Source organism: Hallella seregens ATCC 51272 (assembly GCF_000518545.1).
Lineage (GTDB): Bacteria > Bacteroidota > Bacteroidia > Bacteroidales > Bacteroidaceae > Prevotella > Prevotella seregens.
Genome location: NZ_JADU01000001.1, coordinates 355621 through 379775, shown reverse-complemented (window position 1 = coordinate 379775; position 24155 = coordinate 355621). Strand labels below are relative to the sequence as shown.

The 24155-nt window shown below is 59.8% G+C and carries 20 protein-coding genes; 11 read left to right on the top strand and 9 right to left on the bottom strand.

What is annotated here, in order from left to right; genetic code table 11:
* Positions 1 to 212 precede the first annotated feature (212 nt).
* The 7 genes from L888_RS0101675 to L888_RS0101645 form a co-directional block, all read right to left on the bottom strand.
* Complete coding sequence (locus L888_RS0101675; RefSeq protein ID WP_027951617.1) at positions 213 to 1511, bottom strand: DegT/DnrJ/EryC1/StrS family aminotransferase; 1299 nt, start codon at positions 1509 to 1511, stop codon at positions 213 to 215.
* A 14-nt stretch (positions 1512 to 1525) separates the two neighbouring features.
* Positions 1526 to 2464 (bottom strand): GNAT family N-acetyltransferase, encoded by a 939-nt coding sequence (locus tag L888_RS0101670; RefSeq protein WP_027951616.1) that lies wholly within the window; start codon positions 2462 to 2464, stop codon positions 1526 to 1528.
* 10 nt (positions 2465 to 2474) lie between these two features.
* Positions 2475 to 2873, bottom strand: coding sequence for a sugar 3,4-ketoisomerase (locus L888_RS0101665; RefSeq protein WP_027951615.1), 399 nt, complete (start codon positions 2871 to 2873; stop codon positions 2475 to 2477).
* Between the two features lie 340 nt (positions 2874 to 3213).
* Positions 3214 to 4395 carry a formate-dependent phosphoribosylglycinamide formyltransferase gene (purT, locus tag L888_RS0101660; RefSeq protein WP_027951614.1) on the bottom strand — a complete coding sequence of 394 codons (1182 nt, stop codon included), beginning with the start codon at positions 4393 to 4395 and terminating at the stop codon, positions 3214 to 3216.
* A gap of 30 nt (positions 4396 to 4425) precedes the next feature.
* Positions 4426 to 4752, bottom strand: a complete 327-nt coding sequence (locus L888_RS0101655; RefSeq protein ID WP_027951613.1) for a hypothetical protein — start codon at positions 4750 to 4752, stop codon at positions 4426 to 4428.
* 39 nt (positions 4753 to 4791) lie between these two features.
* Positions 4792 to 5457, bottom strand: a complete 666-nt coding sequence (locus tag L888_RS0101650; protein WP_027951612.1) for a cytidylate kinase-like family protein — start codon at positions 5455 to 5457, stop codon at positions 4792 to 4794.
* Positions 5450 to 6832, bottom strand: a complete 1383-nt coding sequence (locus L888_RS0101645) for an MATE family efflux transporter (protein WP_027951611.1) — start codon at positions 6830 to 6832, stop codon at positions 5450 to 5452. Before L888_RS0101645 ends, L888_RS0101650 begins: the two co-directional genes overlap by 8 nt.
* Positions 6833 to 6961: 129 nt before the next feature.
* Between L888_RS0101645 and L888_RS0101640 the strand changes: the two genes are divergently transcribed.
* The 8 genes from L888_RS0101640 to rhaM all read left to right on the top strand — a co-directional run bounded on the left by L888_RS0101640 (position 6962) and on the right by rhaM (position 17660).
* The gene (locus tag L888_RS0101640) at positions 6962 to 8419 is read left to right on the top strand and encodes a S8 family serine peptidase (protein ID WP_044248350.1); all 1458 of its coding nucleotides are present in this window, start codon (positions 6962 to 6964) and stop codon (positions 8417 to 8419) included.
* 19 nt (positions 8420 to 8438) lie between these two features.
* A complete protein-coding gene (gene xseA / locus L888_RS0101635; protein WP_027951609.1) occupies positions 8439 to 9755 on the top strand; it encodes an exodeoxyribonuclease VII large subunit in 1317 nt (438 codons plus the stop codon).
* A gap of 12 nt (positions 9756 to 9767) precedes the next feature.
* On the top strand, positions 9768 to 9959 hold the full coding sequence (xseB, locus tag L888_RS0101630; RefSeq protein ID WP_027951608.1) for an exodeoxyribonuclease VII small subunit: 192 nt from the start codon (positions 9768 to 9770) through the stop codon (positions 9957 to 9959).
* Positions 9960 to 10044: 85 nt separating this feature from the next.
* A complete protein-coding gene (locus L888_RS0101625; protein ID WP_005843747.1) occupies positions 10045 to 11061 on the top strand; it encodes a branched-chain amino acid aminotransferase in 1017 nt (338 codons plus the stop codon).
* Between the two features lie 197 nt (positions 11062 to 11258).
* On the top strand, positions 11259 to 13466 hold the full coding sequence (locus L888_RS0101620) for a sodium-translocating pyrophosphatase (protein WP_027951607.1): 2208 nt from the start codon (positions 11259 to 11261) through the stop codon (positions 13464 to 13466).
* A gap of 283 nt (positions 13467 to 13749) precedes the next feature.
* On the top strand, positions 13750 to 16176 hold the full coding sequence (locus L888_RS0101615) for a TonB-dependent receptor (protein WP_027951606.1): 2427 nt from the start codon (positions 13750 to 13752) through the stop codon (positions 16174 to 16176).
* Between the two features lie 205 nt (positions 16177 to 16381).
* Positions 16382 to 17011, top strand: a complete 630-nt coding sequence (pnuC, locus tag L888_RS0101610) for a nicotinamide riboside transporter PnuC (protein ID WP_027951605.1) — start codon at positions 16382 to 16384, stop codon at positions 17009 to 17011.
* Positions 17012 to 17339: 328 nt separating this feature from the next.
* Positions 17340 to 17660, top strand: a complete 321-nt coding sequence (gene rhaM, locus L888_RS0101605) for an L-rhamnose mutarotase (protein ID WP_005843752.1) — start codon at positions 17340 to 17342, stop codon at positions 17658 to 17660.
* A gap of 611 nt (positions 17661 to 18271) precedes the next feature.
* On the opposite strand, the gene L888_RS0101600 is transcribed toward rhaM, so the two are convergent.
* Both L888_RS0101600 and L888_RS0101595 read right to left on the bottom strand, forming a co-directional pair.
* The gene (locus L888_RS0101600) at positions 18272 to 18898 is read right to left on the bottom strand and encodes a hypothetical protein (RefSeq protein WP_005843753.1); all 627 of its coding nucleotides are present in this window, start codon (positions 18896 to 18898) and stop codon (positions 18272 to 18274) included.
* Positions 18899 to 18904: 6 nt separating this feature from the next.
* Complete coding sequence (locus L888_RS0101595) at positions 18905 to 19441, bottom strand: hypothetical protein (protein WP_027951604.1); 537 nt, start codon at positions 19439 to 19441, stop codon at positions 18905 to 18907.
* Positions 19442 to 19681: 240 nt separating this feature from the next.
* Between L888_RS0101595 and L888_RS0101590 the strand changes: the two genes are divergently transcribed.
* The 3 genes from L888_RS0101590 (at position 19682) to L888_RS0101580 (ending at position 24154) form a co-directional block, all read left to right on the top strand.
* Entirely contained in the window at positions 19682 to 20236 is a 555-nt protein-coding gene (locus L888_RS0101590) for a glutathione peroxidase (protein WP_027951603.1), read from the top strand.
* Positions 20237 to 20319: 83 nt separating this feature from the next.
* Positions 20320 to 21249 carry a thioredoxin-disulfide reductase gene (gene trxB / locus L888_RS0101585; protein WP_005843759.1) on the top strand — a complete coding sequence of 310 codons (930 nt, stop codon included), beginning with the start codon at positions 20320 to 20322 and terminating at the stop codon, positions 21247 to 21249.
* Positions 21250 to 21397: 148 nt separating this feature from the next.
* Positions 21398 to 24154: a SusC/RagA family TonB-linked outer membrane protein gene (locus L888_RS0101580; RefSeq protein WP_005843763.1), complete on the top strand. Its 2757-nt coding sequence runs from the start codon at positions 21398 to 21400 to the stop codon at positions 24152 to 24154.
* Position 24155: the final 1 nt, after the last annotated feature.

Sequence of the window (24155 nt, the reverse complement as noted above, 5' to 3'; positions counted from 1 at the left end):
GCCGTTGGAAAACCGTAAATTTGCCAGCGAAACAACAAGGAATTATAACCTCTTATTTTTGTATTTATATTTGTACTCTTACATTGTTAAGGAGCCGCAGGACCGGTAGGTGATCTATAGGTCCTGCGCATTTTTTTTGTTTTAGCGTGTGGAACGGAGGCGAACAAGCGGTGCAATTCCAAATTCTAAATTCAAAATTCAAAGCATAGAGCTTATATCTTGTTGCCACGGAAAGCGTTGAGGGCACGGCAAACAGCGGCCACATCTGCATCGGTCATGGTCTGGTTGCAGGGAATGCTGAGCTCGTGGGCAGCGATGGACTCGGTGACGGGCAGCGAGAGACCGTGCCATTCGGGGTAGCAGTCCTGAAGATGGGGCGGAATGGGATAGTGAATCATTGTGCCGATGCCCTGCGCCGTGAGCCAGGCCTGCAGCTCGTCGCGGTGACGGCAGAGCACGGGGAAGATGTGATAAATGCACGCCTCGTCGCGTCCGGCCATGCCGTCGCCGAGCGGAGCGGCCGTAGCCCACTCCTGCCAGCCCGGCAACGTCAGCTCGGGGTTGTCGATATGGCTGTAGTAATGGTCGGCGATGGCCTTGCGCCGCCTGTTTTCTTCGTCCAGATATTTCAGTTTCACGCCGAGCACGGCAGCCTGAATCTCGTCGATGCGGCTGTTCATACCGCGATAAGGGAACACATACTTGCGGCTCGACCCATAGTTGCCCAGTGCGCGAACCACCCTTGCCAGCTCCTCGTCGTCGGTGGTCACGGCCCCCGCATCGCCCAGCGCCCCCAGGTTCTTGCCGGGGTAGAACGAGTGGGCGGCGGCACTGCCGAGGCTGCCACAACGCCCCAACGCACAGCCTTGGAGCCTGTAACTTGGAACTTTAGGCTTTAAACTTTGAACATTAAGCCCTGAACTTGGAACATTAAGCCCTAAACTTGGAACTTTGAGCCCTGAACTTGCAGCTTTGAATTTTGAATTTTGAATTTTGAATTGGGAGAGGCGACAGCCAACTCCCTGCGCATTGTCCTCGATGAGCCGGAGATGGTGGCGTGTGCAGATGTCGCTGATGCCCTCTGTCCACGCACAACGCCCGTAAAGATGCACCAGAAGCAGGGCTCGTGTGCGCTCCGTGACGGCCTCCTCGATGCGTGTCTCGTCGAGCTGGAGCGTGCCCGGACTCGGCTCCACGAGCACCGGACGCAACCCGTTCTCGCTGATGGCGAGGATGGAAGCAATGTAAGTGTTGGCCGAAACAATCACCTCATCGCCCTCGTGGAGCACCCCCATCTCCTTGTAGGCGCGGAAGATGAGCGACAGCGCATCCAGTCCATTGCCGCAGCCCACGCAGTGGCGGGTGCCGATGTAACGGGCATAGTCGGCCTCGAACTGCGCCGTGGCCCTGCCCTGCAGGTACCAGCCGCTGTCCACCACCCTGCTCACGGCCTCCTGTATTTCGTCGCGGTGCATGGCCGTGACCTTTTGCAGACTCAGATATTCCATCATGTCGGTATGCTGTTTCAGAGTTCCCACTCATACGTGTCGTACACCACGCCGCGGCCGCCGTAGCCTTCTTTATGCGCAATGAGCCCCTCGTTGATGACGCTGCCGCCCTGCTCCGTCGAGCTTCCAAAGTCGAGATAGGGGCGGTCGGGATAGTCGTGCGCCATCACCTGCTCGTAGATGGCCTCCATCGCGCCGTATGCCTTGCCCTCGTCGTTGGTGGAGCTGTACTGCCCGTGCACCACCTGCGGAGTGATGTAAAAGGTGAGGCCGCCGATGATGCGGCCCTCGCGGTAGGCGTTGTACTGGATGATGCTGTCGGGAAAACGGCCTTTCAGCAGCTCCATCTCCCGCAGCGTGTGCACGGGCGACGCCCCGAAGCGGTGCATCAGGTTGGCCTCGAGCAGGGGCCAGAAAGCGACCAGACTGTCGTCGCGCACCACCGTTACGCCGCCGTCGTGGGCGTTACGCAACCGCCGCAGATGGTCCTTGCGCCAGCGCAGGTGCTGTTGCACGAAGATGGTGGTGCCGATGTTGCGCGTGCGGAGCCGGGCCCCGCACTTCCAAAAGATGGCGTAGAGGTCTTCCTCGGACGGGTGGCGGTGGTAGATCCAGGGGATGGGGCGGTAGACAACACGCCGGAATCCCGCACCGCGCAGGTAGTCGTTGAGGACAATGAACAGCGCGCAGGTGTCGGCAATGGTCACGTGGATGTCCATCACGAGGCCGCCGTAGGTGAGTCCGAAATGGGAATACAGCGTGTCGTCCACGCGGTGGGCGGGCAGCAACGCGTAGAGACGGCCGTCCTTGTAGCACAGCAACGAGTGGTCGTCGAACCGGTCGGCATGATAGTCCATGTAGTCGCGGCGGAAGAGAAAGGTGGCATTGCGGGCCCGGTCCACGTAGCGGTCCCAGAGCGGCTTGTCGGCCGCGGTGTAGCGTCTCACTTCAAACATGGCTCCAAGGTTACAGGGATTTGCGGTATTCGGCATACTCGCGGATGTAGTCGACCTCGTCGAAGGCATCCTCGGCGAGCACCAGACAGACAGCGCCCGAGGAGAAATCTTCCAGCGTGCGCCACACCATCCGCTCCACCAGAAGCCCCTGATAGGGATGGTTGAGCAGGAAGGAGCGGCGGTCGGTGCCGTTGTCGAGCGTCACCGTGAACGATCCACTCACGGCGATAATCAGCTCGCGGCAGTGCCGGTGGGCGTGTCCCCCGCGGTGTTCGCCCGAGGGCACGTCGTAGGTCCAGTACACGCGGCTGATGCCGAAAGGCACGTCGCGCAACTGTTCGGCCACGGTGAGGTTGCCGCGCGGGTCGGTGATTTTGGGCAGATTTATGATTTCTCCAAGTTGTTTCATCATCTTCAAGTTTATGTTTTTACGGAAGTTGCCGATGCAAACGCATGGGGCTGGCGCAACGTTGCATGAGTATTGGCAATGCCATTAAACTGGCGCGCAGCCCCCGCACCCTGTTGTTCGCCATTCCACCACGCCGTAACGGCATCACAATAACGGCGTAAACGCATCGCGATAACAGCGTAAACGCGCGGCGATAACGGCGTAATCACGACGCGATAACGGCATTTTCGCAACGCCCCCGATACCTCGGGGCATTCTGCCCCACGCCTCACGGCATCACCTCGCACGCCCCACGGCGGCGCAGCGGCGCCCTCGCCCGGGCCCAGCGGCCGGCCGGCGGCTACTTCTTCATGTACGGATCGGTGCCCAGCACCGTGGCGGCCAGCCGACGGGCCTTGCCGCGCAGGGCATCCATGTTGCAGCCCAGCTCGTCGTAGCAGAGCACCACACCCATGCGACGACCCACGTGGGCCTCGGGCTTGCCGAAGATGCGCACGCGCGAGCGATCCTCGGCGCACACCGCTTCCAAGTGGTAATCGAGCGGCTCGGCCGACTCAACCGGCGACAGCACCACGGCCGAGGCCCCGCTGTGCTCCAGGTGAATGGCCGGGATGGGCAGGCCGAGGACGGCCCGCAGGTGGAGCTCGAACTCGCTGAGGTTGGTGCAATGGCTCAGCGTAACCATGCCCGTATCGTGCGGCCGCGGGCTCAGCTCGCTGAAAATCACCTCGCCCTGCTTCGTCAGGAAGAACTCCACGCCCCAGATGCCACAGCCCGTGAGGGCGCGCGTCACCTCGGCAGCCATGTGCTCGGCCGCCTTCAGGGCCTCGGGGGCGAGGGCAAAGGGCATCCAGCTCTCGCGGTAGTCGCCGCCGCGCTGCACGTGGCCAATGGGCGGACAGAAGAGCGTGGGGCCGACCTTTTGCGTCACGGTGAGGAGGGTGAACTCGGAGTCGAAGTCGATAAACTCCTCGATGATCACCTCTTTCACGTCTCCGCGCCCCTGCTCCATGGCCTCGCGGAAAGCCTCGCGCAGCTCGTCATCGTTGTGCACATAGCTCTGTCCGTGGCCCGACGACGACATGAGGGGCTTCACCACACAGGGGAAGCCTATCTCGTCGGCGGCCCGCTTGAACTCGTCGAACGTCTTGGCATAGAAGTACTTGGCCGTGCGCAGCCCCAGGTCGCGGGCGGCCAGGTCGCGGATGGCGCGGCGGTTCATGGTGAAATTGACGGCCCGGGCCGAGGGCGCCACCTGAACGCCGCCCTGCTCCAGCCGCAGCAACCGCTCGGTGCGGATGGCTTCTATCTCGGGCACGATGATGTCGGGGCGGTGCTTCCGCACCACGGCCTCGAGGGCATCGCCGTCGAGCATGGAGAACACCTCGCGCTCGTCGGCCACCTGCATGGCCGGCGCCCGGTCGTAACGGTCGCATGCAATGACATACTGCCCGGCGCGTTTGGCCGCAATGGCAAACTCACGGCCCAGCTCGCCCGAGCCTAACAACAGGATTTTTTTCATGGTTTCATCTTGTTTTTCGGTCGTCCACGGCTACCCGTCGCCCAGCCGCCGCCGCACCAAGGGCGGGAACCGGCTCAGCAGCATCTGCCACTCGGGCGTGACGGCGAGCTTGCGCAGGTCTTTCTCCAGTATCTCGACGATGGCTCCGGGCGGCACGCCATAGCGTGCGGCAATGGCCGCGAGGGGCTGCCGGACCGTGCCGAAGAGGCCGTAGCGGGCGCAGATGATCTGCTTGTCCACCTCGCCGAGCATGGTGATGAGGATGTCCATGTTGGCCCGGTCGCCGTCGGTGAAGAGCAGCGCGGAGCGGGCCATGAGGTCAAGACACTGGTGCAGTTGTTGGGAACAGGTGTCCATGGAGACGTGGGTTTTAGTTTTCGGGGTTGACTACAGGGCTCAACGCGGGGGCTCGGGGGCCGTGGGCGCAGCCGTTGCGGTCGGCCGGGCCATGCGCTGGCGGATGAACTCGGCCACGAGTCGGGCCGACGCCTCGATGCCGAGCAGACTGGAATTGATGCAGAGGTCGTAGCTCTCGGCCCGGCCCCAACGCTTGCCCGTGTAGTAATTGTAATAGGAGGAGCGGGCGTCCTCGTGACTCTCGATGTACTTGCGGGCGGCGGCGGCATTGAGGCCATGGCGGCGGGCCACCCGCTCGACGCGCTGCTCCAGGCGGGCCGTGACGAAGATGTTGACCACGTTGGGGAAGTCGCGCAGCACGTAGTCGGCCGTGCGCCCCACGAACACGCAGCTGCCCGCCTCGGCGGCACGGCGTATGGCGTCGCTCTGGAACTGGTAGAGACTCTCCTGTGAGAAGTTGTTCTTGTAGTAATTGTTCTCGCCCATGAGGGGCACGTGCACGTGGGAGAGGGAGCGGAGAAAGCCTTTACGCTCGTCGTTCTGCTCGAAGAACCGCTCGCTGAAACCGCTCTCCCTGGCGGCCAGATTGAGCAGTTCGCGGTCGTAGAACGTGCAGCCGAAGCTCTCGGCCAGCTGCCTGGCAATCACCCGGCCGCCCGAACCGATCTGCCGGCCGACGTTGATAATGATGTTTTGCTCATCCATGATTTGAGAATATGACTTGTTTCTTGAACTTTCGCATGTACAGAGACATGATGGCCGCGGCCACGAGGGCGGCCGTGAGGTCGGACACGGGGAGCGAATACCACACGCCATCGACCCCGAAGAACCGGGGCAGCACGGCCAGCAGCGGCAGCAAGAACAGCAGCTGGCGCGACAGCGAGAGGAAGATGCTCACCTTGACCTTGCCGATGCACTGGAAAAAATTGGTGACCACCATCTGAAATCCAATGACCGGGAAGAAGAACATGTTGATGCGGATGGCCTTGATCGACAACGCGACGAGCGTGGCGTCGGCCGTGAACAGACGGGCGCAATAGTAGGGCAACAGCATGGCCACGAGCCATCCGGCGGTCATGATGCAGGTGGCGCCCACGATGGAGAGGCGCAGCACACGCATCAAACGGTCGGTCTGCTGGCTGCCATAGTTGTAGCCTGCAATGGGCTGCATGCCCTGATTGAGGCCCAACACAAACATGAGGAACACCGTGGAGATGGCGTTGGCAATGCCGTAAGAGCCCACGACAAGGTCGCCGCCGAAGCGCACGAACTGGTTGTTCATGAAGATAACGATGATGCAGGCACACACGTTCATAAGGAAAGGCGAGATGCCGATACCCACAATGTTCTTCACCAGACCGGCCTTGAGGCAGTAGATGCCACGCTTGAGGTGGAGCAGTTCGCGCCGGTCGGCAAAGAGTTTCATCTGGTAAACGAGGGCCAGCGTCTGCGAAATGACCGTGGCAAAGGCGGCGCCGCGGATGCCCCAGCCCCACCAAAGAATGAAGATGACGTCGAGCACGATATTCATGACCACGGTGAAGATGGTGGCATACATGGCCTGGCGCGGCTTGCTGGCGGCGCGCAGCACGGCGTTCATGCCGAAGTACATGTGCGTAATCATGTTTCCGGCCAGTATCACCTGCATGAAGTCGCGGGCGTAGGGCAGCGTCTGCTCGCTCGCGCCAAAGAAGCGAAGAATGGGGTCGAGGAACAAAAGGCACACCACTCCGAACGTAAAACCGATGATGAGATTCAGGGTGACGGTGTTGCCCAACAGCCGTTCGGCCGTCTGATAGTCGCGTTGTCCCAGCTTGACAGAGATGGCCGTGGAGGCCCCTATGCCCACCGCCGCACCGAAAGCACCCGACAGATTCATGAACGGGAACGTGATGGCCAGACCCGAGATGGCCATGGGCCCCACCACCTGACCGATGAACGCGCGGTCGATGATGTTGTAGAGCGAGGAGGCCGTCATGGCAATGATGGCCGGAAGGGCGTATTGCGCCAGCAGCCGGCCCACGGGCTTGGTGCCCAATTCGAGCGTCGCCTTGCGGTTGTCAGTGTTGTCTTGCGTCATGAGAACGTACAAATGTCGGATTGCAAAATTACGAAAAAGATTTGGAGTTTCGCCATTTTCACATTACTTTTGCACGTGATTCGCCGTAAATCACACGCGAACCGCAGCTATATAGAACAGATATTGCGAATGAGAAAAACTTTACTCCTCCTGCTCCTCTGGGTCAGTGGCGCAAGCCTTTGGGCCATGGGCGCGGAGCTTGAGGCTGGGCGGGGCCGTCTTTGGGCCCTCCGGGCCGACTCCACAGCCTATCCCGACGGGCAGTTCCGCATCTACCGCCTCGCTCTGAAAGACAAGCGGGGCACGGCACACAGCCTGAAACATCCCGAAAAATTCCTGTCGGAGAAGGCGCTGGAACGGCGCTACCGGCAGGGACTGCAGGTGGACTCTACCGACCTGCCCCTGTCCGAACGCTATCTCAGACAGCTGGCCGAGCGGGGGTTCCACGTCATCGGCGGTAGCAAATGGAACAACACTGTGCTGGTCAAGACGGCCCGCACGGCCGCCACAGACCTTTTCACGGGGCTGCCTTTCGTCGCCAAGGTGACGCGGGTGTTCACCACGCCCGACTCCATCAGGGCGGAACGCGTGGACACCGTCGTGGCCGACACGGCCGCCCTGCGCCGTCCCCGCACCCATCGCTACGGGTTGGGGCAGAGCCAGATAGACATGCTCAATGGAGCAAGACTCCATGCAGCGGGCTTCCGCGGCGAGGGCAAGCTCATCGCCATCATCGACGGAGGCTTCATGAACGCCGACAAAATCGGCTACCTGCAACAGGTCAACATCGTGGGACAACGCGACATGGTGTACCCCTATCAGGCCGACGTCTACCGGCTGTTGGACCATGGAACGATGGTGCTTTCGGACATGGCGGCCCACGCCGACAGCCTCTTCGTGGGCACGGCGCCGGGTGCCAGCTTCCTGTTGCTGCGCAGCGAGGACGGCCGCACCGAGAACCTCGTCGAGGAAGACTACTGGGCACAGGCCGCCGAATACGCCGATTCCGTGGGTGCCGACATCATCAACTCGTCGCTGGGATACCACCAATTCGACGACAAAGCGGCCACACACCTGTACCGCGAACAGGACGGACACACCGCGCTCATCTCCCGAACAGCCTCGATGCTGGCCCGCAAGGGCATGATTCTGGTGAACAGCGCGGGCAATGAAGGCATGCGTTCGTGGAAGCGCATCGGCTGTCCGGCCGACGCCGAGAACGTGCTCACCGTGGCCGCACTCAACAAAGACAGCGTGAACGCAGCGTTCAGCTCCGTGGGCCCCTCCATCGACGGGCGCGTCAAACCCGACGTAGCATCGCGCGGCGTGGGGGCCACAGTCATCGACGGCTCGGGCGTCATCACGCAGGCCAACGGCACTTCGTTTGCCACGCCCATCCTTTGCGGCATGGTGGCCTGCCTGTGGCAGGCGCTTCAGGGCAAGACAGCCAGCCAGATTATGGACTTGGTGCGCAAGGCCGGCAGCCGCGCCGACCATCCCGACAACGTGTTCGGCTACGGCATCCCCGACTTCTGGAAAGCCTATCAGGCGGGGCTCGGCCACAAACCGGCCGCCGTCGACAACTAAACGCAGGAGGCACCGCAGCATGAAAGCGTCGGCACTGACCCTCTTCGAGCTCAACGCGCTGGTGCGCGAAGTCATCGAATCGACTTTCACCACCTGCTATTGGGTGGAGGCCGAACTGTCCGAGGTGCGCGAGGTGCGGGGCCACTGCTACATGGAGCTCGTGCAGAAAGACCTGTTCTCGCCCACGCCCGTGGCCCGCGCCTCGGCCAAATGCTGGAAGAGCCGCTGGGCCTTGCTGCGCCCCAAGTTCGAGCAGACGACCGGGCAGTCCCTGCACGCAGGCATGAAAGTGATGCTCAAGGTGGCCGCCAGCTTCCACGAGGCCTACGGGTTTGCGTGGATTGTGCAGGACATCGACCCCACCTACACCCTCGGCGACATGGCCCGCAAGCGACGGGAAATCGTCCGACGGCTGCAGCAGGAGGGGGTGTTCGACCTGCAAAAAGAGCTCACTATACCCCTGTTTGCCCAGCACATTGCCGTGATTTCCAGCGAGCAGGCGGCCGGCTACGGCGACTTCTGCCGTCAACTGGCCGACAACGACCTCGGTCTGGCCTTTGAGCCGCAGCTGTTTCCGGCCGTCATGCAGGGCGATCAAGTGGAGCCGAGCATCATCGCCGCCCTCGATGCCATCAACGCCGAAGCCGACCGTTTCGACGTGGTGGTGATTATCCGGGGCGGCGGCGCCACGGCCGACATGAGCGGATTCGACACCCTTGCCCTGGCCGAGAACGTGGCCAACTTCCCCCTGCCCATCATCACGGGCATTGGACACGAGCGCGATGAGAGCATCCTCGACATGGTTTCGCACACCCGTGTCAAGACACCCACGGCGGCAGCAGCCCTGCTTGTGGACCATTTGGCCGGGGTGTGGCACCACGTGGACGACTGCCAACGCCGCATGACCACCTGCGTGAGTCGCCGCCTGGAGACGGCCCACGCGCGGCTCGAACGCTGTGCCGGACGCATCCCCACGCTGTTCTCGCTGGTCAAAGTGAGGCAGGAGGCGCGGCTCGAACGCCTCTCCACCCAGCTCACCGCCCTTATCCAGGGACAGCTCGGCGGGGCCGCCGCCCGGCTGCAACAGCTCGAAGCTCTCGTGCCCACCCTCGCCAAGCAGCGCATGACCGACGAAATGCACCGGCTGGAACGCACCCAACTGCGGCTGCGCGCCGTGGACCCGCAGCTGTTGCTGAGCCGCGGCTACAGCATTACGCTGCACCAAGGCCGCGCCGTGCACGACGCGTCGCAGCTCAAACCCGGCGACGAGATAGAGACCCGACTGGAACACGGCACCGTGCGCTCCACCGTAAACCCCATTCACCACCCATCCTAAACATCACCAACCATGGCAACAGAGACCAAATACGAGGATGCCATCCGACAGCTGGAGGACATTGTCGAGCGACTGGAAAACAATGAACTCGACATCGACGAGATGTCCAAGCAGCTCAAGAAAGCGCAGCAACTCATCAAGCTGTGCAAGGTTCGGCTCACCAAAACCGACGCCGAGATACAGAAAATCCTGGCCAACGGGTAGAAAACGGCAGCAATTGTTGCGATATATAATTATTATTCGTACTTTTGCCATGATTTATAAGCTGAACGTTTAAAGCAAAAAAGATATGAAAGAATTGGATTGGGCTAATTTGTCTTTCGGTTACATCAAGACCGATTACAACGTGCGCTGTTACTATCGGAACGGCAAATGGGGCGAAATGGAGGTGAGTTCGGACGAGTATCTCAAGCTCCACATGGCCGCCACTTGCCTGCATTACGGCCAGGAAGCCTTTGAAGGGCTCAAGGCATACCGCTGTCCCGACGGCAAGGTGCGCGTGTTCCGGATGGACGAAAACGCCGCCCGACTGCAAAATACATGCCGCGGCATTCTGATGCCCGAGGTGCCCACGGAGCTGTTCGAGGAGATGGTGAAGAAGGTGGTGCGCCTCAACCAAGAGTGGATTCCCACCTACGAGAGCGGCGCCACCTTATATATACGTCCGCTGCTCATCGGTACAGGCGCACAGGTGGGCGTGCATCCGTCCAAGGAATACTGCTTCCTCATCTTCGTAACACCCGTAGGCCCCTACTTCAAGGGCGGCTTCGCCAGCAACCCCTACGTCATCATCCGCGACTACGACCGCGCTGCACCGCTGGGCACCGGCATCTACAAGGTGGGCGGCAACTACGCCGCCTCGCTCAAAGCCAACCAGATTGCCCACGCGAAAGGCTATGCCAGCGAGTTCTATCTGGACTCCAAAGAGAAGAAATATGTGGATGAATGTGGCGCCGCCAACTTCTTCGGCATCAAGAACAACACGTATGTGACGCCGAAATCCTCGTCCATCCTGCCTTCCATCACCAACAAGAGCCTCATGCAGATTGCCGAAGACCTGGGGCTGAAAGTGGAACGCCGTCCCATCCCCGAGGACGAACTGGAGACCTTCGAGGAGGCCGGCGCCTGCGGCACGGCGGCCGTCATCTCGCCCATCTCCCATCTGGACGACCTCGACACGGGCAAGCAATACAACTACGGAACGAAGCCCGGCCCCTGGTCGACCAAGCTCTACGAGACCCTGCGCGGCATCCAGTATGGCACAATCGAGGACAAACACGGCTGGACAACCGTGGTCATTGACTAAGCGGAGGCGCGCCGACCGGCGCCCCCAGACCTCCGGGGCATGACCCCGACCCCCAAAAAGATACGCCTCCGGCTCCCCGGAGTGCAGCCACGACGGTGCAGACAAGCCTTGGAAAACACAGCAAACGGTGCTTCCGGCGGCTTGTCTGCACTTTCGTTTCACCTATCCGACTAACCCTTTAACACTGACAAACGCTTATGAACACGGAAACAACAATTCCTTTTGTCTTTTGGATCATCCCCCTGGCCTCGGTCTGCGCGCTGGCTATGGCCTGGTATTTCTTCCGCAGCATGATGAAAGAGGAGGAGGGCACCGCCCGCATGGCCGAGATTGCCCTATACGTACGCCGCGGTGCCATGGCCTATCTGAAACAGCAATACCGGGTGGTGCTCATCGTCTTCCTGGTTCTGGCCATCCTCTTTGCCGTCATGGCCTACGGCTTCAACGCCCAGAACCCGTGGGTTCCCTTTGCTTTTCTCACCGGCGGATTCTTTAGCGGGCTGGCCGGTTTCTTCGGCATGAAGACAGCCACCTACGCCAGTGCCCGCACGGCCAACGCCGCGCGCCACAGCCTCGACCGCGGGCTGCGCGTGGCTTTCCGCTCGGGAGCCGTCATGGGTCTCGTAGTGGTGGGGCTGGGTCTACTCGACATCGCAGCATGGTTCCTCGTCCTCACCTGGTTCTACAAGGGCGACAGCAGTGCCCTCATCACCGTCACCACCACCATGCTTACCTTTGGCATGGGTGCCTCCACACAGGCCCTCTTCGCCCGTGTAGGCGGCGGCATCTATACCAAAGCCGCCGACGTGGGGGCCGACCTCGTGGGCAAGGTGGAGGCCGACATCCCCGAAGACGACCCGCGCAACCCCGCAACCATTGCCGACAACGTAGGCGACAACGTGGGCGACGTGGCCGGAATGGGGGCCGACCTCTACGAAAGCTACTGCGGTTCCATCCTCAGCACGGCGGCTCTGGGGGCCACAGCCTTTGCCTCGGCGGCCGGCGACATGCAGATGCGCGCCGTCGTCGCCCCGATGCTCATCGCTGCAGTAGGGGTGTTTCTCAGCCTGCTGGGCATCTGGCTGGTGCGCACCCGCGAGGGGGCCACGATGAAAAACCTGCTCCACTCGCTCGGAATGGGCACCAACACGGCCGCCGCACTCATTGTCGTCGCCACGTTCCTCATCCTCTGGCTGCTGCGCATCGACAACTGGGTGGGCGTGGGCTTCTCCGTCGTCAGCGGGCTGGCCGCCGGAGTTGTCATCGGCCAAGCTACCGAATACTACACCTCGCAGTCATTCCGCCCCACGCAGGACATCTCCCGTTCCTCACAGACCGGGGCCGCCACGGTCATCATCAAGGGCATCGGCACGGGCATGATCTCCACCTGTGTGCCCGTGCTTACCATCTCGGCCGCCATCTTGTTGAGCTACCTCTGCGGCAACGGCTTCGACATGTCAATGAGCGCCCACAGCATCCAGACCGGGCTCTACGGCATCGGCATCGCCGCCGTGGGCATGCTTTCAACGCTGGGCATCACGCTGGCCACCGACGCATACGGCCCCATTGCCGACAATGCCGGGGGCAATGCAGAGATGAGCGGGCTGGGTGAGGAGGTGCGCCGGCGCACCGATGCCCTCGACGCACTGGGCAATACCACCGCTGCAACGGGCAAGGGCTTCGCCATCGGGTCGGCCGCCCTCACGGCCCTGGCCCTGCTGGCCTCTTATATAGAAGAGGTGAAGATAGCCATGCACCGCGTGGGCGACACGATGACCAGCGTGGGAGGACAGACCATCGATGCCGCCCAGGCCACAATACCCGACTTCATGAACTTCTTCCAGGTGAACCTGATGAACCCCAAAGTGCTCGTGGGAGCCTTTGTGGGGGCCATGGCTGCCTTCCTGTTCTGCGGCCTTACGATGGGTGCCGTGGGGCGTGCGGCCGCCCGAATGGTCGAGGAAGTGCGCCGGCAGTTCCGCGAGATACCGGGCATTCTCGACGGCACGGGCACGCCCGACTATGGCCGCTGCGTGGAAATCTCCACGCTCAGCGCCCAGCACGAGATGGTTGTGCCCTCGTTGCTGGCCATTGTCATCCCCATCGTCGTGGGACTGCTGCTCGGTGTGGCCGGGGTGCTGGGGCTGCTCGTGGGCGGACTGGCTGCCGGCTTCACGCTGGCCGTCTTCATGGCCAATGCCGGCGGGGCCTGGGACAACGCCAAGAAATACGTGGAGGAAGGCCATTTCGGCGGCAAGGGCTCCGACTGCCACAAAGCCACCATCGTGGGCGATACCGTGGGCGATCCGTTCAAGGACACCTCGGGGCCCTCGCTCAATATCCTCATCAAACTCATGTCAATGGTGAGCATTGTCATGGCCGGCCTCACGATAGCCTTCGCCTGAGACGGCCTGATTCGGGCCACATCCGGGCCTCAACCCATGCCGTTTGCACCGTCCTTTCACCCTGACGACGGTGCAAACGGCACTTTTTGGGCCATTTTCCGGGCAAATGTTTTGACGCTTTCACATTTAAGCCGTACCTTTGCACGCGGAAAGCAAACGGCTTTCTAAGGGGTGCCAGCCCGTTTGGGCGGCTGAGATTATACCCTCGAACCTGATCCGGATAATGCCGGCGTAGGTAAGATTTCATCCCTTTACGTATCATTGTTTCATCATTAAGGTATCCATGAACAAGCTGATTTGGACCTCAACGCTGGCATTGGCTGCCCTCGGCACGGTGCCCGCACAGGCGGCTGACGCAGACTCCGTCATGCTGGCCGACCTGCAAGAAGTGGTCGTCAAGGGCGTGCGCGCCCAGCAAAACGCACCGTTTGCGGTGGCAAACCTCAACAAACAACAACTCAAGAACTTCTCCGCGTCGGGGCAGGAACTGCCCTTGCTCTTCGCCCAAACGCCCGGTGTGTTGGCGTGGAGCGAGAACGGCATGGGCATCGGCACCACCCACATGCGCATCCGAGGCGCTGCCGGCAGCCGCATCAACGTGACACTCGACGGCGTGGCCCTCAATTCGCCCGAAGACCAGACGGTTTTCTGGGCCAACATGAACTCCTACGCAGCCCTGCTGGGCTCGGCGCAGATACAGCGGGGCATCGGCACATCGACCAACGGCGACGGGGCCTTCGGCGGTTCCATTTCGCTGGCCATGGCCGCCCCGAGCGAGACACCGCGGCTCGAAGTGACGGGTGCCTACGGCAGTTACAACAGCTATCACACCGGGGCCAGCTTCTCCACGGGGCTGCTCTGGGGCCACCTCATCTTCGACGGGGCCTACCACGAGACGGGCACCGACGGCTACCTGCACGGCACGAGCGGCCGATCGGGCTCCTATTACGGCGGACTGACATGGCTGGGCAGCAACTTCACGCTACGCTACAAGAACGTGGGCAACTTTGAAAAAACCGGCCAGGCCTGGAACGGCATCACCGCAGGCAACAGCGACTACAGCCTGAACAGCTACGACGGCATACGCACTTACAAGGACATGTACGCGCACGGGCTTGGCCGTTTCAACCCGCTCTACGAGCGGATGGTCTTCGACGACCATACGTGGGCCTTTGTCAAGGACGCCAACGGCAACTACCAGACCACACGCTACCAGCTCGACGGCGGCCGCTTGTGGGACAAGACCACCGACAATTTCTACCAGAACCACAACATTCTCTCGGCTACCTGGAAGCCCAACGCCCACTGGGCACACAACGCCGCCCTGCACTACACCTACGGCTACGGCTACTACAAGGAGTTCAAATACAACTATAAGTTTGCCAAGTTTGGCATTGTTCCCGTGCCGGCCGGCCAGCAGCCCGTCCCCGGACAAAAGCTGAAGCCCACCGTGAAAAAGGGCGACTTCGTGCGCCGCAAGGGGCTGTGCCAGCACACCTACGGCCTGCTCTACAACGCCAACTACACCGACAACACGTTCGACATCCTCGGCGGCGTGAACCTGCAACAGTTCCGCGGCAACCACTTCGGCTATCTGGACTACATTTCCTACGTGGGGCCGTCCGAGAAAGCCCTTGATTTCCTGCACCCTTGGAACGGCAACAAATACTACGACTCGGATGCCGACAAGAACGACTACTCGGCCTTTCTGAAAGGCACCATGCACCTCACGCAAGCGTGGGATGTGTTTGCGGACCTGCAATACCGCCACGTGGACTACAAGACCGACGGCATCAACGACCGGTTCTACCAGAAAGCCGACGGCACTTATACCAACCACGCGCTCGACATCGACAAGCACTACAACTTCTTCAACCCCAAAGCCGGCGTCACTTTCCACCGGGGCGGGCACCGCGCCTACGCCTCCGTGGCCTATGCGAGCCGCGAACCCGAGCGCAACAACTTCACCAACAACGGCTCCTACCCCGCACCCAACGCCGAGCACCTGACCGACTTCGAGCTGGGCTACAACTATGCGGGCGGCAACTGGCACGCCGGCGTGAACCTCTATTACATGGACTATAAGGACCAGTTCGTACAGACGGGGCAGAAGAGCGACATCGGCGAATCGCTCACCACCAACGTGAAAAAGAGCTACCGCATGGGCGCAGAGCTGAACGCCGACTGGAGCCCCCTGTCGTGGCTCACCGTCATAGGCAACGCCGCCCTCTCGCAGAACAGAATCAAGGACTTCGACGAGGTGGTGGAAACCTACGATGCCGACTGGAAAGAAATGGCCCCCACCCCCGTGCACTATGACCATTCCACGCTGGCTTTCTCGCCCGCTGCCATCCTCAACGGCTTCCTCAACCTGCACTATCGCGGTCTGCAGGCCACCTGGCACACCAACTATGTGAGCCGCCAGTACCTGGACAACACGGCCAACCACGACCGTTCGCTGCCCTGTTACACGCAGACCAACGTGAACCTGAGCTACACGCTGGGACTGTCCCGCCGCGTGGCCGGCATCAAGGAGGCCGTGTTCGGGCTCAGCCTCAACAACATCTTCGACCGTCACTATGCCGCCTCCGGCTGGGCTTACTCGGCCATCGTGGGCAACAAATACCCCGAGCAGCACCGCTATTACCAGCTGGGCTACATGCCTATGGCCGGTTTCACGGCCATGGGGTACGTGACCATCAAGATTTAGCAATGCAAAATTCAAAATTCAAAATTCAAAATTTGGCTGCGCGGCATTCTGCTATCGACTTCATCATGGAACAGTACAGAGAACCATCTGTTCCAATCTTGATGGCAGCTTCACGGCGCAGCCAAATTTTGAATTTTGAATTTTGAATTATGAATTGCTAAGCCACCGATTGCATGTAACCGCGCAGCGAAATTTTGAATTTTGAATGATGTATTTTGAATTGCTAAGCCTCGATCTCATCACCACCCTCCTCGGGCTGGCCTATATCCTGCTGGAGTACAAGGCGAGTGTGTGGCTTTGGCTGGTGGGCTTCGTGATGCAGGCCCTCGACATCGTGCTCTACTACGACAAAGGACTCTATGCCGACTGCGCCATGGAGTTCTATTACATCGCCATGACCGTCTACGGCTTCTACGTGTGGACGCGCAAGAAAACGGGGCAAGCCATGCCCGAGACTGCAACGGGGCCCTCATCGGAGCGTCCCGACGGGGCCATCACCCACTTCAAGCGCAGCCTCATCCTGCCTTGGATGCTCGCCACGCTGGCCATCTGGGCCTTGCTGTGGTACTGGCTGGTGCAGGTGGGGTCCACGGTGCCCGTGGCCGACGCCTTCACCACGGCCCTGAGTTTCGTGGGCATCTGGGCGCTGGCCCGCAAATACGTGGAGCAATGGCTCATCTGGATTGTCGTCGACGTGGTGACCAGCGCGCTCTATTTCTACAAGGACATCCCTTTCAAGGCCTCGCTCTACGCGCTTTACGTGGTCATTGCCGTCTTCGGCTACTTCAAGTGGCGGCGCATGATGGCACTGCAAAAGGTACACGCCGCGAGCTGACGGGCCGGGGGGCAAACCGTCCGCGGTGTTGTCGCGTCGCCGTTACACCGTGATCGCGCGGCCATTACGGCATAATCGCATCGCCATTACGGCGTGATCACGCGGCCGTTACGCCGTCATCGCGAGGCCCCTGCGGCGCAGTCGTCAGGCCGTCGCCCTACGGCAACGGGCGGCCCTGCCCGCAGCGGCGTCAACGCAGGGCGAAAAAGGGTCAACGACAGCAATTCGCCGGCCGATTATTTGCGCGGAACCCACATTTTCACTATCTTTGCAAACATGCGCGTGCACCCGGCATGCCATCTACCCCAACCAAACGATTTAAAAACTTATGAAACGATTTGCATTTAAAATGTACCTGAAGCCCGGCTGCGAACAGGAGTATGCCAAGCGGCATGCAGTCATCTGGCCCGAACTGAAGAAGATGATTACCGAGGACCAGGGCGTGAGCAACTATTCCATTTTCTGGGACAAGGAGACCAACTTGCTCTTTGCCTACCAGGAATGTTCCAAGGACACCAACTCGCAAGACACCACCGACGTGGATCCCATCACCCAAAAATGGTGGGACATGATGGCCGACATCATGGACACCCACCCCGACCATTCGCCCGTCTCGGTGCCCCTGCAGGAGCTGTTCCATCTGGATTGAGGCCGGAGCGCAGCCCCCGCTCCCGCCTCCTTTTCACACAGATTCCACGTCTTCCCCACACGGTTTTCGCGCATTATTCTCACAGATTCCACAGATTTCACAGATTCTTCTCTGTGTTTTTCTCACGGATTCCACAGATTTTACAGATGCTACGCCTACCCATTGTGGGGAATACCTCCACCAGAGAACCGCCCGCCCAGCACCCGTGACCGACCAAAGGATATTGGCGGGTGGGCGGGATATGCGGCGAAGAATGCCCCATCGGGGCATGCAGGCCGGTATGAAAGCCGGCCACTACAGTCGCAGCGGAATGCGCGACAAAGGAGAGAACACCTGCAGCATAGGCGCAGAAACAAGTGTTTTGTGCCACAGACAAGCACCGATAACCACAGATGCGCCACGTTTTGCAGCATTACATTCCCATCAGGGCCCCTATGCAGCATCTGTGAAATCTGTGGAATCTGTGAGAATAAAGCGTGGAATCTGTGAGAAAAAAAAGAAAAGACGACGACAACCCACAGTGCCCATCTGTGGCAAGAAGAGGCTGGAGCGACCGCCACAAACGGCAGCGGTGCGGAGCAGCCCAAGGGAGCCGCACCGCACCGCGCACTTTATTTCTTGACGAAGACTATCTTCTTGATGCCCGTGATGCCGCGCGAGGCACGGGTCTGGGCGTACCGATTGAACCAGAAATCGTCCACTTCGTTGCCGTTGGTGGCCTGCAAGTAGCCCGTGAAAGAGCGGTTATTCAGGTTCAGATCGTCGTAGGCGATGGTCATCACATAGTCTGAGGTGGTGCCGTTGGCGTTCACTTCCTTGTAGGTCAAGTAGATATTGCCCGTCTGTGGGTCGATATACCAGGTGAAGTTGCGCTGCAGTTCCAGCTTGTCGTTGGTGGGATTGAAGTCGTACTGCGTGCCCGTACCCGAAATGCTTTGGGCATTATACTGCTTGAACTCTATGTCCGTGCTGTAGGCCATACTGTCGATGACGGTGCCGTTAGCGTCGAGTGCATAAGCCATCATGTTGCCACGCCACTGCCCTGCCAGCGTCTGAGCCATCGCAACAAAGAAGTCTTCGTTGCTCACCTGCTCGTCGGAGGGGCGGTTGTTGTAGTTGTTTCCCCACGTCCAGCCATCGTCCCAGCCGCCATACCACGGGTCACTGTCACAACTCCCAAGGAGTGCGGGTACAGCCAGCATCAGTCCGACTGCCACCCAAATCTTCAGTTTCTTCATATCGTTTTACTTTTCAAAGTTGCGTTTTTGTCCGGCGTGGGTGTCGTCGGAGGCTCGGGTGGACTTGGCATAGCCGCCGCCCCACGGCCAGTAAGAGGTGCGGCCGAGGTTCAGGTTGGCCACAAACTTGCCGTTGTAAGTCTCCAATTGCCCCACCAGGCTGCTGTCGCTCAGGCGGTAGTTGCGTATCACCAGCTCGTCGCCGTTGGCATAGTGCAGATAGATGTTGCCGTAGGCCACCTCCCATCTGAAGTCATAATACTTGTAACGGCTGCTCCAAGCCCTCGGGTCGTAGTCTATCTCCACGCCCTGTCCACTGGTTCCTATCCCGGTGTCGCCGTTGTAGTTCTCGAACCGGAACTCCGTTTCCCACTCGGCATATTCGTCTCCATAGACCGTGGAATAATACTGCCCGAGCGACCCGTGCCACGTGCCGTTGAGCGTTGCAGCCCTGTCCGCATCGTCCGCCGGCTCGCAGGCGCTGAACGAGAGGGCCAGCACGGCCAGCAGAAGCATGGTCAAATGTGTAGTCAACTTTTTCATGTTACAGTGCTTTTTGTTGGTTGTTGCTGCAAAATTAGCGGTTTCCCAAGAATGCTGCAACGTAAAATGGATATTCTTCCGTGGGTTTTCCCTATCCCGTGCAGGGGAAACCCTAAATAACTTTAATTCTTGGAAAAACCGCAATCGCCGCTCCGCCGACTCCAAATCTTTTTTTGTACTTTTGCCCTACAAAGTGTCAACGAACTTATAAAAAAGACAAAACATTAGAACGACAAGGAAATGAGAACTGTTTACGAATTCGCTGTCAAAGACAGAAAAGGTAAAGATGTATCCATCAAGGAGTATGCCAACGAGGTGCTGCTCATCGTGAACACTGCCACGAAGTGCGGTTTCACGCCCCAGTATGAGGAGCTGGAGAAGCTCTACGAGACCTATCATGCACAGGGTTTCGAGATACTGGACTTCCCCTGCAACCAGTTCGGGCAGCAGGCTCCCGGCACCGATGAGTCCATCCACGAGTTCTGCAAGCTCACCTATGGCACGGAGTTCCCACGGTTCAAAAAGGTTAAGGTGAACGGCGGCGACGCCGACCCGCTCTTTCAATTCCTCAAGTCGCAGAAGGGATTTGCCGGCTGGGACGAGAGCCACCCCATCTACCCCATCCTCGACAAGATGCTCTCCGAGGCCGATCCCAACTACAAGGAGTCGGCCGACATCAAGTGGAACTTCACCAAGTTCCTCGTGAACAAGAAAGGCCAGGTGGTGAAACGCTACGAGCCCACCGAGAAAACAGAGCACATCAAGGCCGACATCGAGGCAGTGCTGGCCGAATAAGCAGAAACTGGCACGGTCTTTGCCGATAAGCAGGAAGTGAATATTGTACAAACATTAAAATATTTTAGCAGACTCTTGAGTATATGGAACATACCAAATGCTTGATTATCGGTAGTGGCCCCGCCGGCTATACGGCTGCCATCTATGCCGGGCGCGCCGACCTGCAGCCCGTGGAATACTGTGGCCTGCAGACGGGCGGACAGCTCACGCAGACCACTATTGTAGAGAACTTTCCGGGCTATCCCGAGGGCGTGGACGCCAACCAGATGATGATGGAACTGCGCCGACAGGCCGAGCGTTTCGGTGCAGACGTGCGCGATGGCATCATCACCGACGTGGACCTGAGCCGCAAACCCTACGTGGCAACCACTGACCGCGGCGTGCAGATCGAGGCCGACACCATCATTGTGGCCACCGGAGCCTCAGCCAAATATCTGGGACTGCCCGACGAGGAGAAGTACAACGGGCAGGGTGTGAGCGCCTGCGCCACCTGCGACGGCTTCTTCTACCGCAAGAAAGTGGTGGCCGTGGTAGGCGGTGGAGACACTGCCTGCGAGGAGGCCACCTATCTGGCTAACCTGTGCAGCAAGGTCTACATGATTGTGCGCAAGCCTTATCTGCGCGCGTCGGACATCATGCGCAAGCGCGTGGAGGAGAACGAGAAGATCGAGATACTCTACGAAACCAACACGCTGGGCCTCTACGGCGAGGGCGGTGTGGAGGGCGCACACCTTGTTCACCGCAAGGGAGAGGCCGACGAACGCCGGTACGACCTGCCCATTGACGGCTTCTTCCTGGCCATCGGACACAAGCCCAACACCGACATCTTCCGCGGCAAGCTCGACATGGACGAGACCGGCTACATCCGGGTGGAGGGCGACACACCCCGCACCAGCGTGGAAGGCGTCTTCGCCGCCGGCGACTGCGCCGACCCCACCTACCGCCAAGCCATCGTGGCCGCTGGCTCGGGCTGCAAGGCTGCCCTCGAGGCCGAACGCTGGCTCAACCGATAAACCGGCGGAGACAACGGGCGGCATGCGCTGCGGCGGTGCTCTCCCGCAGTCGGAAAACCTTTTCCAAATCGCGCAATCTGCAAGGATTGCGCGATTTTTTATGCCCCATTCTCTTGCAACCGACCGTTATTTTACCTATATTTGTCCCATGAAACTCTGCCTCCTCCCCCTGTCGCTCGCCTTGTTTGCCCCCGTCTCCGGCCAGGCCCAAGTGCTGCGCCCCGCAATGATTCCCAGCGACTCGCTGGGTGTGCTCATGCTGAAACCCGTCACAGGTTCCGTAGACGTGGTGACCGAACAACGCATGAACAAAGGCCTCGTCACCAGTTCGCTCAACGCCCTGAACGGTCAAGCGGCCGGCGTAAACATCTCGTCGGGCGAGAACCGCATGGCGCAGCTCAGCTCCGTGCGCGTTCGCGGCACCACCTCGCTCACCGGCGGCAACGACCCGCTGGTCATCATCGACGGCGTGTACTCGGATCTTTCCACGCTGTCGAGCATCTATCCGGCCGACATCGAGAGCTTTGCCATCCTGAAAAACGCCGCCGAGACGGCGCAATATGGCTCTCGTGGCGCCTCGGGCGTGATTCAGGTCACCACCAAGAAAGGCAGCGGCGCACAGTTTCATATCTCTTATGACGGCAACATCGGCTTTGAATCGAAATACAAAACCATCGACATGCTCGACGGGCCAGGCTACACCGCCACGGCGAAGTCCTTGGGAGTCAGCTACAACGACGGCGGTTACAACACCAATTTTCAGGATGTAGTGACCAGAACGGGCTTTGTCATGAACCACCATGTGGCGTTCAGCGGCGGCAGTGAGAAGTCGAGTTACCGCGCCTCTATCGGTCTGATGGATCACCATACCATCCTGCGTGTAAACGAATACCAGAACTATGCCGCCAAGTTCGACCTGTCGCAAAAAGCTTTCGACGACCTGCTACAAATCGATTTCGGTATCTTCGCCTCCTCACAGAAGAACAAATATCCTTTCAACGAACAACAACTCTTCTACAGTGCGGCTACCCAAAACCCCACTTTCCCAGCCGGAACCAACGCCGCCGGCAAATGGGACAGGAATGGAACCGCCTCGCAAATCGCCCCGCCCGCCGCCCTGCTCAAGGAGAAAAACGACGAACGCAGCCAAAATGTAAACGCCCATCTGAGGCTCGATTTCGACCTGCTGGGCATCGTTACAGGCACTCCCGCCCACAAGGGGAGCACGGGAAACGAGGCCCTGCACCTGAAGTTCTTCGGGGCATACAGCTACAATTCGCTGGAAAACGCCATTTTCTGCCCCACGTGGGTGTGGGCGCAAGGCCAGGCCTACCGGGGAGAACACAAAACTGAAGACTGGCTGGGCAACGCCATGCTCACGTATGAGAACACGTGGGGTGCCCATCATCTCGGGGCCACACTGCTGGGCGAGTACCAGAAGAGCAACCGCAGCGGATTCTGGACACAGGTGAAAGGATTCACCACCAACGCAATGGGCTATGACAATCTGGGGGCGGCATCCACCATTCCCTGGGGCGGAACCGGCTCCGAAGCCGCCGCGCCGGCCCTCGCGTCACTGATGGGCGGAATCTCCTACACGCTTCTCGGTCGCTACACGCTCGACGCAAACCTGCGCGCCGACGGCAGCTCCATGTTCGGAGACCACAACAAATGGGGCTACTTCCCGTCGGTATCGGCCTCATGGAACATCGCTGACGAACCTTTTTTTGCCTCGTTTCGGCCCGGCATCGGGCTGTTCAAGCTGCGCGTGGGCTACGGCCAGTCGGGCAATCTGGGCGGCATCGACTCCTACAACTCCCTCAGTCTGGTGAGACCCACAGGCACGGTGTCGGTGGGTGGAACGCCTACAACTACAATGGGACTCTACCGCAACGCCAATCCCGACCTAAAGTGGGAGACGCGATCCACACTGAACGTGGGTGCCGACATTGGTTTCTGGCACAACCGAATCGTGCTCACCGCCGAGTATTACTACTCCAAAACCACCGACATGCTCTACCAGTACGACGTGCCTGTACCGCCATTTGTCTTCGACAAGATACTGGCCAACCTGGGCAGTATGAGCAATCAGGGACTGGAAATAGGCCTTGGTGTCACCGCCATCAAGAAGCGCGACGTGGAACTTAACGTCAATCTGAACCTCTCTTGGCAGAAGAACAAGCTGCTCTCGCTCTCGGGCGACTACAACGGCACACGGCTTTCGGCATCCGACATCACGGCTATCGGCTCCCTCAACGGTGCCGGATTCCACGGCGGCAACAACAACATCGTGTATCAGATTGTGGGGCAGCCGCTGGGCGTTTTCTACCTGCCCCACTGCACAGGACTCGCTCGAAACGCCGACGGCTCCTATAGTTACACCATCGCCGACCTGGACGAGAACGGACGTATCAACATCGAAGATGGTGGCGATCGCTATGTGGCGGGCCAGACTACGCCCAAGTGGACGCTCGGTTCCAACGTCAGTCTGCGCTACAAGGCATTCGACATCTCGCTGCAAATAAACGGTGCTTTCGGCCATAAAATCTACAACGGCACGGCCCTGACCTACATGAACATGTCGAGTTTCCCCGACTACAACATCATGGCCAAAGCCCCGGGACAGAACATTCAGGACCAGACGGCCACCGATTACTGGCTGGAACGGGGCGATTATCTCAACTTGGACTACCTCACCGTAGGCTGGAACGTGCCCGTAAAGTCGCGCTATGTCAGCGGTCTGCGCCTCTCGGCCTCGGTCAACAACCTGTGCACCCTCACTTCATACAGCGGCATCACGCCCATGATTAACAGCTATATCGTGAACGGCACGCTCGGCATCGACGACAAACGCAGCTATCCTGCCTACCGCTCCTACAGTCTGGGGCTGAGCATTCAGTTCTGAA

What these genes read in the sequence shown, in the direction of transcription:
- L888_RS0101580 (WP_005843763.1), top strand. Translation starts at nt 21,398, where the DNA reads ATGAAACTCTGCCTCCTCCCCCTGTCGCTCGCCTTGTTTGCCCCCGTC.
- L888_RS0101650 (WP_027951612.1), bottom strand. Translation starts at nt 5,457, where the DNA reads ATGGATGAGCAAAACATCATTATCAACGTCGGCCGGCAGATCGGTTCG.
- L888_RS0101655 (WP_027951613.1), bottom strand. Translation starts at nt 4,752, where the DNA reads ATGGACACCTGTTCCCAACAACTGCACCAGTGTCTTGACCTCATGGCC.
- L888_RS0101665 (WP_027951615.1), bottom strand. Translation starts at nt 2,873, where the DNA reads ATGAAACAACTTGGAGAAATCATAAATCTGCCCAAAATCACCGACCCG.
- L888_RS0101645 (WP_027951611.1), bottom strand. Translation starts at nt 6,832, where the DNA reads ATGACGCAAGACAACACTGACAACCGCAAGGCGACGCTCGAATTGGGC.
- L888_RS0101615 (WP_027951606.1), top strand. Translation starts at nt 13,750, where the DNA reads ATGAACAAGCTGATTTGGACCTCAACGCTGGCATTGGCTGCCCTCGGC.
- xseA (WP_027951609.1), top strand. Translation starts at nt 8,439, where the DNA reads ATGAAAGCGTCGGCACTGACCCTCTTCGAGCTCAACGCGCTGGTGCGC.
- L888_RS0101595 (WP_027951604.1), bottom strand. Translation starts at nt 19,441, where the DNA reads ATGAAAAAGTTGACTACACATTTGACCATGCTTCTGCTGGCCGTGCTG.
- L888_RS0101600 (WP_005843753.1), bottom strand. Translation starts at nt 18,898, where the DNA reads ATGAAGAAACTGAAGATTTGGGTGGCAGTCGGACTGATGCTGGCTGTA.
- rhaM (WP_005843752.1), top strand. Translation starts at nt 17,340, where the DNA reads ATGAAACGATTTGCATTTAAAATGTACCTGAAGCCCGGCTGCGAACAG.
- pnuC (WP_027951605.1), top strand. Translation starts at nt 16,382, where the DNA reads ATGATGTATTTTGAATTGCTAAGCCTCGATCTCATCACCACCCTCCTC.
- L888_RS0101590 (WP_027951603.1), top strand. Translation starts at nt 19,682, where the DNA reads ATGAGAACTGTTTACGAATTCGCTGTCAAAGACAGAAAAGGTAAAGAT.
- L888_RS0101670 (WP_027951616.1), bottom strand. Translation starts at nt 2,464, where the DNA reads ATGTTTGAAGTGAGACGCTACACCGCGGCCGACAAGCCGCTCTGGGAC.
- L888_RS0101675 (WP_027951617.1), bottom strand. Translation starts at nt 1,511, where the DNA reads ATGATGGAATATCTGAGTCTGCAAAAGGTCACGGCCATGCACCGCGAC.
- purT (WP_027951614.1), bottom strand. Translation starts at nt 4,395, where the DNA reads ATGAAAAAAATCCTGTTGTTAGGCTCGGGCGAGCTGGGCCGTGAGTTT.
- L888_RS0101640 (WP_044248350.1), top strand. Translation starts at nt 6,962, where the DNA reads ATGAGAAAAACTTTACTCCTCCTGCTCCTCTGGGTCAGTGGCGCAAGC.
- L888_RS0101620 (WP_027951607.1), top strand. Translation starts at nt 11,259, where the DNA reads ATGAACACGGAAACAACAATTCCTTTTGTCTTTTGGATCATCCCCCTG.
- trxB (WP_005843759.1), top strand. Translation starts at nt 20,320, where the DNA reads ATGGAACATACCAAATGCTTGATTATCGGTAGTGGCCCCGCCGGCTAT.
- xseB (WP_027951608.1), top strand. Translation starts at nt 9,768, where the DNA reads ATGGCAACAGAGACCAAATACGAGGATGCCATCCGACAGCTGGAGGAC.
- L888_RS0101625 (WP_005843747.1), top strand. Translation starts at nt 10,045, where the DNA reads ATGAAAGAATTGGATTGGGCTAATTTGTCTTTCGGTTACATCAAGACC.